Source organism: Polaromonas sp. UBA4122, assembly GCA_002381615.1.
In the GTDB taxonomy this organism is placed as follows: domain Bacteria; phylum Pseudomonadota; class Gammaproteobacteria; order Burkholderiales; family Burkholderiaceae_C; genus Polaromonas.
Genome location: DFWY01000066.1, coordinates 79,823 through 86,360 on the forward strand (window position 1 = coordinate 79,823; position 6,538 = coordinate 86,360).

Consider the following 6,538-nt stretch of genomic DNA (forward strand, 5'->3'; position numbering starts at 1 on the left):
CGCAGGCGGTTCAGGCGGGCTGCGCCACATCGGCACCCAAATCGCCAGCAATCAGCCGGAACTGCTCCAGCGCGGCTTCCAGATCGTCCACGATCTCCTGGGCTATGACGTCAGGCGGCGGCAGGTTGTCGCTGTCGGCCAGTGAGTCGTCTTTGAGCCAGAAAATATCCAGACTGGCCTTGTCGCGGGCGATCAGCTCGGCGTAGTCGTACACGCGCCAGCGGCCCTCGGCGTTCTCAGCTGACCAGGTGGCTTTACGGTCATGACGGTTGGCCGGGTTGTACAGGGTGACAAACTCGTCCAGCTGTTCGCGCCTGAGCGGGTTGGTCTTGAGCGTGAAGTGCTGGTTGGTGCGCAGGTCGTAGATCCACAGCTTTTTGGTCCATGGCGTTTCACTGGCGGGCTTGCGCTCAAAAAAAAGCACGTTGGCTTTCACGCCCTGCGCGTAGAACAGGCCGGTGGGCAGGCGCAACAGCGTGTGCACCTCGCACTCGTGCAGCAGCTTCTTGCGGATGGTCTCGCCCGCGCCGCCTTCAAACAGCACGTTGTCGGGCAGCACCACCGCGGCGCGGCCGTGCTGCTTGAGCAGGGTCTTGATGTGCTGCACAAAGTTGAGCTGCTTGTTCGAAGTAGTGGCCCAAAAGTCGTCGCGCTCGATCACATCTTTTTCGGTGCTCACCTTGCCTTCGGCGCCGGTGATCATGGTGCTGCTCTTCTTGCCAAAGGGCGGATTGGCCAGCACCACGTCAAAGCGCTCGCCAGGGTCGGCCGCCAGCGCGTCGGCCACCACGATGGGCACCGATTTGTCGGAGCCAATGCCGTGCAGCATCATGTTCATGGCCGCCAGGCGCGCGGTGCTTTGCACCAGCTCCCAGCCGCGCAGGGCGGACTCTTTCAGGTGCTTCTTCTGCTCGCGCGTCAGGTTGGGGTTGTGCTGCGCCACATGGTTGTGCGCGGCCAACAAAAAGCCGCCGGTGCCACAGGCCGGGTCGCACACCGTCTCGCCCGGCTTGGGCGCAATGCAGTCCACCATCGCCTGGATCAGCGGGCGCGGCGTGAAGTACTGCCCGGCCCCGCTCTTGGTGTCTTGCGCGTTCTTCTCCAGCAGACCCTCGTAGGCATCACCTTTGACATCGGCGCCCATGGCCGACCAATTCTCACAATCGATCAGGTCCACCACCAGGCGGCGCAGCTTGGCCGGGTCCTGGAACTTGTTTTGCGCCTTGCCGAAGATCAGGCCGATGGTGCCTTTCTCGGCACCCAGCTTCTCCAGCGTGTGGCGGTAGTGGTCAAACAGGTCGTCGCCATCCCGCGCCAGCAGCGAAGGCCAGTCAAACCCCTTGGCAATCGGGCTGGGCTGGCTCCAGGGCGGCTGGCTGCGCTCGTCGGCCATCTTGAGGAACAGCAGGTAGGTGAGCTGCTCGACATAGTCGCCGTAGCTCATGCCGTCGTCGCGCAGCACGTTGCAGTAGTTCCAGAGCTTCTGGACGATGGTGGCTGAGTTCATGTAGGTTCTATTGGGGGCAATGCGCCCAGTTTGTTGTCCACCTTTTGGCAAGCCGTGATCAGGTCGGCCACGATGCGCTCGTCCACATTCATGTCGCCCTCGTATTCGCCCAGGTTTCGAATGTCGTGCCCTTTGGAAAGCACACGCCATACCTCAGGACCCAAGCCCAGCGTGTGCGGCAGCAGCTGAAAAACGATGAAGCGATTACCCGAGCGGTAGCCATGCCAGCGCAGCGCGGCCAGGCACAGCGCGTGGGCGGCGTTATAGGCCAGATCAAATCGGCTTTCCACGGCCAGCGCGGGTTGATTGGCGTCTTTCAGGCGCGCAAGGCCCGACCGCTGCAAGCCCGCAAATTCTTTGGCATCCGGCGGCTCAGCCCGCAGCGGTTTGCCCGGGCCGGCAAGGTTGTCAAACGCGGAGGTCATCGTCGCCCCCTATCAGCCACAGCTTGGGCTGGGCCAGCACGCGTGTGATGAAAGCTTCGCCCTGCGCGATGCGCTTGGCCAAGTCTTGCATCGTGAAGATTGTGGGGTTAACGGTGCGGCCCAGCTGCGTGCTGGCCGCCTCCAGCGCGGCAAAGGTGTCTGCATAGCTCAGGCTATCGCTCAGCAGCATCAAGTCAATGTCACTGACGGCCGTGTCTTGCCGCTTGGCCACGGAGCCATATACAAATGCGGCCTTGATCTGCCCTGCCAGCGGTGTCAACGCCTGCCGCAAAGGTTCGGCCAAACCTACCGTCTTGCGCGCAATGCCGCACAGCTCGGTATAAATGGGGGAATCGGGGTTGGCCTGGTAGTGCTTCTGGTTGCCCACCGGCCGCACCGTGACCAACCCGCTTTGCGCCAAGCGTGCCAGCTCGCGCTGCACCCCACCCGAGCCAACGCCTGCCAAGCCAATCAGCTCGGTGGCGTAAAAGCTGCGGTCTGGCTGGCCAAAGAGCAGCCCCAGCACGCGCTGCTGCGTGGTGGAGAACAAAGCGTCGGCAAGGCTGGCGTTAGGTGATGACATCTGGAAAGCTTAGTAAATGCCTAATTTGGGCATTTTAATACCTAAATTGGGCATGACGGCATCGTCAACACGTTGAATTTCAGTCGCATTACCCAACTAGGTAGGTCCGAACAAACGCGTCGAGACTCACGATCGGGCAATCGAAGGCGCGCTCAAACTCATCCACCAGCGCCAGCAAGTCCCGGTCACCCGACACCAGCACTTTTGCCTTGCCCGCCACTGCCAAGTGCATGAATGGCATATCCAGCGGGTCGCGGCACTCTGGCACTGTCGGGAGTGGCTGGGGAATGCGCACCGTTTGCGTGCATGGCAGGTAGTCGGCCAGCAATTCGTTTTGCTCCAGCTTGGAAAGACGAAACTTGGGGTACGCCAGCACCCGCACCAGCTCTTGCGCGGTGGCGGTACTTGCCAGCGGCACAAAAACGCCCTGCTGCCAGCTCAGGCGCAATCGCCCGGCCCTGCCACCACCAAACACCAGCGCCGAGAGCACCACGTTGGTGTCGAGCACCACACGCAAAGGGGCGCTCATGCTTTGGACGCTGGCTTTTTAGAAGCGACCTTTTTCCGTGCCGCCGGTTTGGTCTTCACAGTAGCAGCGCCATAAGACGCCACTGGCTCCGCCGCCAATACGGGGGCTGCAACGGCTGACCGCGCCCACGCCACGGCATCCGCGATGTCTGCATCGCTCAAATCCAGCTCGGCCAGCTTGGCTCGCACCGCATCGCCGCGCTGAATGCGCACCGGCGTGAGAATGATCTGCCCGGCTCGGGCTTCCACGTCAAAGTACTCAGTAGCGCCCACGGCTTGCGTCACGCTCTTGGGTAGCGTGAGCTGGTTTTTGGAGGTGATTTTGGCGAGCATGGTGAATTGGCTAAAGTAAGGAATCCTTACTCTATCGCTTTACCGCTTGCTTGTCCAGACTTGACGTCACAGTTTGTGACATCAAGCGCCCGCACCACCAGCTCGTCATACCCCGTCAAGGCATCGGGCTCGCGCGCAAACTCCCATTCAGGCAGCAGGGCCAGCAGAACTTCTGCGGTGGTGTGCACGATGCAGTCTGGCGCCACATGCCCACCGAAGACCTCGCCCGTGGCAGTGGACAGCGCCATATGCAGGTGCGAGCTGCTATATGAGCCGCTATCCAACCCGTTTACCGCCACGGTGCCAGACAGACTCAAGATTTCAGTGTCGCCCGTCAGGCGCTGCGGCTGATCCGCCCTCGCGAACCGAAGACCTGCGGTTGACAGGCTGCCGATGCCAGAGAGCACGAAAGCGGCGCAGCAGTTTTGACTGCGCACGGCGGCTTCAATGGATTGGCGGAGGTCTTGGCCTTGGGTTAGGCGGATTGGGAGGGTTTGCATGATTTTTTCATAACAAATAGACCGATAGCCCTCGTATTCATTGCGCAAGCAGCTTCATTTTTTATAGCAAATGAAGCTGCGATTTGTAACATCCGGCGATGCTTAAGCGTCGCCGAGTTCGTCCAATAGCGCCTGAACGGAACCGACCAATGGTGGCAGCGCGTTCTGAGTCACGTTCCAAACCGTGCCGACATTCACGGTGGCATAGCCATGAATGAGCTGGTTGCGAAACGCCACGATCTGCGGAAAATCTGGAATGCGGGCCGCCAGGGCTGCGTCCAGCTTAGCTAGCTGATTGAGCGCCTCGCCGATGATTTCAAACTTGCGCTCTACCGCCGACTGCGCCATTTCGTTGGCTGCGTACGCGCCAGCGTCCATGCCAGCGGTGAAAGTCTGGATCGCTAAAGCCGACTCGCGCACATCCCACAAAAAGGCACGCGGGTCACGCTGCATAAATTGATTCCCGATTGCGGTTGATGCTGGCCAGCACGTAGGGGTTGCGCACCGCGCCGGGCTCAACGAGATCGACACTGCGGCCAAGCAACTGCTCCAGCGCGGTCTTGGCGCCGAAAAACTCGTCCAGCCCAGGATGGGCGTCTAGCGCGAACTCCACCAGAAAGTCGGCATCGCTGCTGGCGGGGTTGAAGTCATCGGCACGGGCCGCAGAGCCAAACACATCCAACCGGCTGATGCGGTAACGCTGACAGATGGCTGATATGCCGGAGCGGTGTTGGGCGATGGCGGGGTGCATGGGGGAATTTTAGGCGGGTTTGTGGACTACAGACCTGTTGTCTTCATCGGCCCTCGCACGCACCACCAGTTCGCCATACCCCGTCAACGCATAGTGCTCACGGGCAAACTCCCATTCCGGCAGCAGCGCCAGCAGAACTTCTGCCGTGGTGCGCACGATGCAGCCTGGCGCCACATGCCCACCGAAGACCTCGCCCGTGGCAGTGGACAGCGCCATATGCAGGTGCGAGCTGCTATGTGAGCCGTTGAACGCCACGGTGCCAGACAGGCTCAGGATTTCAGTGGCACCCGTCAGCCGCTGTGGCGTTGAAGCCCCCGCGAACCGAAGACCGGCGGTTGACAGGCTGCCGATGCCGGAGAGCACGAAAGCGGCGGCAGCCTCGACTGCCGACTGCCGACAGCCGCCTCCAACGGTACGCGCAAATCCTGGCCCGGGGTTAGGCGGATTGGCAGGGTTTGCATGATTTTTATAAGAAATTGGCCTGTAGGCCCCGTACTCATTGCGCAAGCAGCTATAAGAATAATAGTGGATTAAGGTTCAACATCATAGATCGCTGTCACTCGTCCAATTCGACATCAGGGCTTGTTAACTTAAAAACATAGACATAATGGCGCGTATTGGCGCAAAATGCTCCAAACAGGAGAAACACCATGGCCCAGCCCAGTTCCGCATTTGCATCCGTCAAACTTCCCTTTGCTCTGGTGGCGCAAGCCCGCGAGGCCGCGCAGCCCATGCGCCGGTCAGTGGCAGGCCAAGTGGAATATTGGGCCACGCTGGGCCGCATCGTGGAGCACAGCGGGCTTACCGCACAAGAGGCCCAGACCGCCATTGCCAACTATGAAGCCGCTGCCCGCCGCGCCCGCCCCGGCACCCCAGAGCCTACGGGACAGGCAGATGCCCTGCTCGCCCAATTTATGAGCGCAGAAGCCGATGGCAGCTTGGCCCAGCGCGTACGTGAGGTAGTGGCCAGCAACCGCAGCAAAGCCACTGGCCAAGCCGCCTGACATGGGGCAGGTTGCCCCCATACCGCAGCGCCAAGACACCCACAAGCCCGTCTTCTACCTGCTGGCCGGGCCCAATGGCGCAGGCAAATCCACCTTGTACAAGGCTCTGGTTCTGGCGGGCACCATCCCCAGTTCAGCCGAGTTCGTGAACGCGGATCTGTACGAGGCTGCGCACCTGCAACACGTCACAGACGTCCAAGCCCGCTCGGAGCAAGCGCGTTTGTGGGCCGATAGCCGTCGAGCCGAATTAGTCAGCACGGGTCTGTCTTTCGTGAGTGAAACCGTGTTCTCGCATGTATCCAAACTGACGCTGATTGAAGAAGCCCAAGCGCAGGGCTTTTTCGTCATGCTGCTGGTTGTGGCGCTAGACCAGCCCCAGCGGTTGCTGGCGCGCGTCGCGCAGCGGGTCGCTGAAGGCGGTCACCCGGTGCCAGCCGATCGCATTCTGGGCCGCTACTGCTGTGGCCTTGTGCAAAGGGACTTGGACGAAGGAACTGGTACAGCCACTGCCCCAGTGGGCGCAGCAAGTTCTTTGGGGATGAAATCTGGCTTCAGCGCCCGTACCCATTGCGCAAGAAGCTACTGTTTTGATAGTGAATTTTCATCACATGTACGGTAGCCCTGGTCTGGTCGATTGCGAACTTCTGGATACCGTAATTCCAATGTCCCTTCTCTCACCATCGCAGTCAGAAAACGGGACTGCAACTTCTCTGCGTCACGGGCAACAAGCGCCGCCAGCTCAGCTGTCGACAGCCAACGCCCGTGGCATAGCTGTTGAATGACACCTTTGAGCTGATCCACCGGGAGTTTTTTGTTTTTGCGGGCGGGCTCTGCCAACGGTAACAACCCCTGCACTTCCGACGAAAACGCCGCCAGCCGGTCCAATTGCTGTCTCTTATACACATCT

Annotated in this window: 11 protein-coding genes and 1 pseudogene; 2 read left to right on the forward strand and 10 right to left on the reverse strand. The window is 60.6% G+C overall.

Annotation, left to right across the window (positions count from 1 at the left end; all coding sequences use genetic code 11):
* Positions 1 to 10: 10 nt before the first annotated feature.
* From B3F77_RS08780 to B3F77_RS08820, 9 genes and pseudogenes are all read right to left on the reverse strand, one after another.
* On the reverse strand, positions 11 to 1,507 hold the full coding sequence (locus B3F77_RS08780; protein ID WP_293604590.1) for an HsdM family class I SAM-dependent methyltransferase: 1,497 nt from the start codon (positions 1,505 to 1,507) through the stop codon (positions 11 to 13).
* Positions 1,504 to 1,932 carry a hypothetical protein gene (locus B3F77_RS08785; RefSeq protein WP_293604591.1) on the reverse strand — a complete coding sequence of 143 codons (429 nt, stop codon included), beginning with the start codon at positions 1,930 to 1,932 and terminating at the stop codon, positions 1,504 to 1,506. Before B3F77_RS08785 ends, B3F77_RS08780 begins: the two co-directional genes overlap by 4 nt.
* Positions 1,916 to 2,515 carry a transcriptional regulator gene (locus tag B3F77_RS08790; protein WP_293604592.1) on the reverse strand — a complete coding sequence of 200 codons (600 nt, stop codon included), beginning with the start codon at positions 2,513 to 2,515 and terminating at the stop codon, positions 1,916 to 1,918. Before B3F77_RS08790 ends, B3F77_RS08785 begins: the two co-directional genes overlap by 17 nt.
* Before the next feature lie 88 nt (positions 2,516 to 2,603).
* The gene (locus B3F77_RS08795; protein ID WP_293604593.1) at positions 2,604 to 3,044 is read right to left on the reverse strand and encodes a putative toxin-antitoxin system toxin component, PIN family; all 441 of its coding nucleotides are present in this window, start codon (positions 3,042 to 3,044) and stop codon (positions 2,604 to 2,606) included.
* Positions 3,041 to 3,376, reverse strand: a complete 336-nt coding sequence (locus B3F77_RS08800) for an AbrB/MazE/SpoVT family DNA-binding domain-containing protein (protein WP_293604594.1) — start codon at positions 3,374 to 3,376, stop codon at positions 3,041 to 3,043. Before B3F77_RS08800 ends, B3F77_RS08795 begins: the two co-directional genes overlap by 4 nt.
* 26 nt (positions 3,377 to 3,402) lie before the next feature.
* Positions 3,403 to 3,876: a PPC domain-containing DNA-binding protein gene (locus tag B3F77_RS08805; protein WP_293604595.1), complete on the reverse strand. Its 474-nt coding sequence runs from the start codon at positions 3,874 to 3,876 to the stop codon at positions 3,403 to 3,405.
* Positions 3,877 to 3,978: 102 nt separating this feature from the next.
* Positions 3,979 to 4,329, reverse strand: a complete 351-nt coding sequence (locus B3F77_RS08810) for a DUF86 domain-containing protein (protein ID WP_293604596.1) — start codon at positions 4,327 to 4,329, stop codon at positions 3,979 to 3,981.
* Positions 4,319 to 4,627, reverse strand: coding sequence for a nucleotidyltransferase family protein (locus B3F77_RS08815; RefSeq protein WP_293604597.1), 309 nt, complete (start codon positions 4,625 to 4,627; stop codon positions 4,319 to 4,321). Before B3F77_RS08815 ends, B3F77_RS08810 begins: the two co-directional genes overlap by 11 nt.
* Before the next feature lie 9 nt (positions 4,628 to 4,636).
* Positions 4,637 to 5,088 (reverse strand): annotated as a pseudogene (locus B3F77_RS08820) (PPC domain-containing DNA-binding protein).
* A 189-nt stretch (positions 5,089 to 5,277) separates the two neighbouring features.
* Here B3F77_RS08820 and B3F77_RS08825 point away from each other — a divergent pair.
* Positions 5,278 to 5,631, forward strand: coding sequence for a TA system antitoxin ParD family protein (locus tag B3F77_RS08825; protein WP_293604598.1), 354 nt, complete (start codon positions 5,278 to 5,280; stop codon positions 5,629 to 5,631).
* Position 5,632: 1 nt separating this feature from the next.
* Complete coding sequence (locus B3F77_RS08830; RefSeq protein ID WP_293604599.1) at positions 5,633 to 6,250, forward strand: zeta toxin family protein; 618 nt, start codon at positions 5,633 to 5,635, stop codon at positions 6,248 to 6,250.
* On the opposite strand, the gene B3F77_RS08835 is transcribed toward B3F77_RS08830, so the two are convergent.
* The coding region (locus tag B3F77_RS08835) for a hypothetical protein (protein ID WP_293604600.1) at positions 6,211 to 6,538 on the reverse strand (328 nt) is incomplete at its 5' end. The genes B3F77_RS08830 and B3F77_RS08835 overlap by 40 nt on opposite strands.

Excerpts from the sequence above, each read along its gene's own strand:
- B3F77_RS08780 (WP_293604590.1), bottom strand. The coding sequence starts at position 1,507 with ATGAACTCAGCCACCATCGTCCAGAAGCTCTGGAACTACTGCAACGTG.
- B3F77_RS08785 (WP_293604591.1), bottom strand. The coding sequence starts at position 1,932 with ATGACCTCCGCGTTTGACAACCTTGCCGGCCCGGGCAAACCGCTGCGG.
- B3F77_RS08790 (WP_293604592.1), bottom strand. The coding sequence starts at position 2,515 with ATGTCATCACCTAACGCCAGCCTTGCCGACGCTTTGTTCTCCACCACG.
- B3F77_RS08795 (WP_293604593.1), bottom strand. The coding sequence starts at position 3,044 with ATGAGCGCCCCTTTGCGTGTGGTGCTCGACACCAACGTGGTGCTCTCG.
- B3F77_RS08800 (WP_293604594.1), bottom strand. The coding sequence starts at position 3,376 with ATGCTCGCCAAAATCACCTCCAAAAACCAGCTCACGCTACCCAAGAGC.
- B3F77_RS08805 (WP_293604595.1), bottom strand. The coding sequence starts at position 3,876 with ATGCAAACCCTCCCAATCCGCCTAACCCAAGGCCAAGACCTCCGCCAA.
- B3F77_RS08810 (WP_293604596.1), bottom strand. The coding sequence starts at position 4,329 with ATGCAGCGTGACCCGCGTGCCTTTTTGTGGGATGTGCGCGAGTCGGCT.
- B3F77_RS08815 (WP_293604597.1), bottom strand. The coding sequence starts at position 4,627 with ATGCACCCCGCCATCGCCCAACACCGCTCCGGCATATCAGCCATCTGT.
- B3F77_RS08825 (WP_293604598.1), top strand. The coding sequence starts at position 5,278 with ATGGCCCAGCCCAGTTCCGCATTTGCATCCGTCAAACTTCCCTTTGCT.
- B3F77_RS08830 (WP_293604599.1), top strand. The coding sequence starts at position 5,633 with ATGGGGCAGGTTGCCCCCATACCGCAGCGCCAAGACACCCACAAGCCC.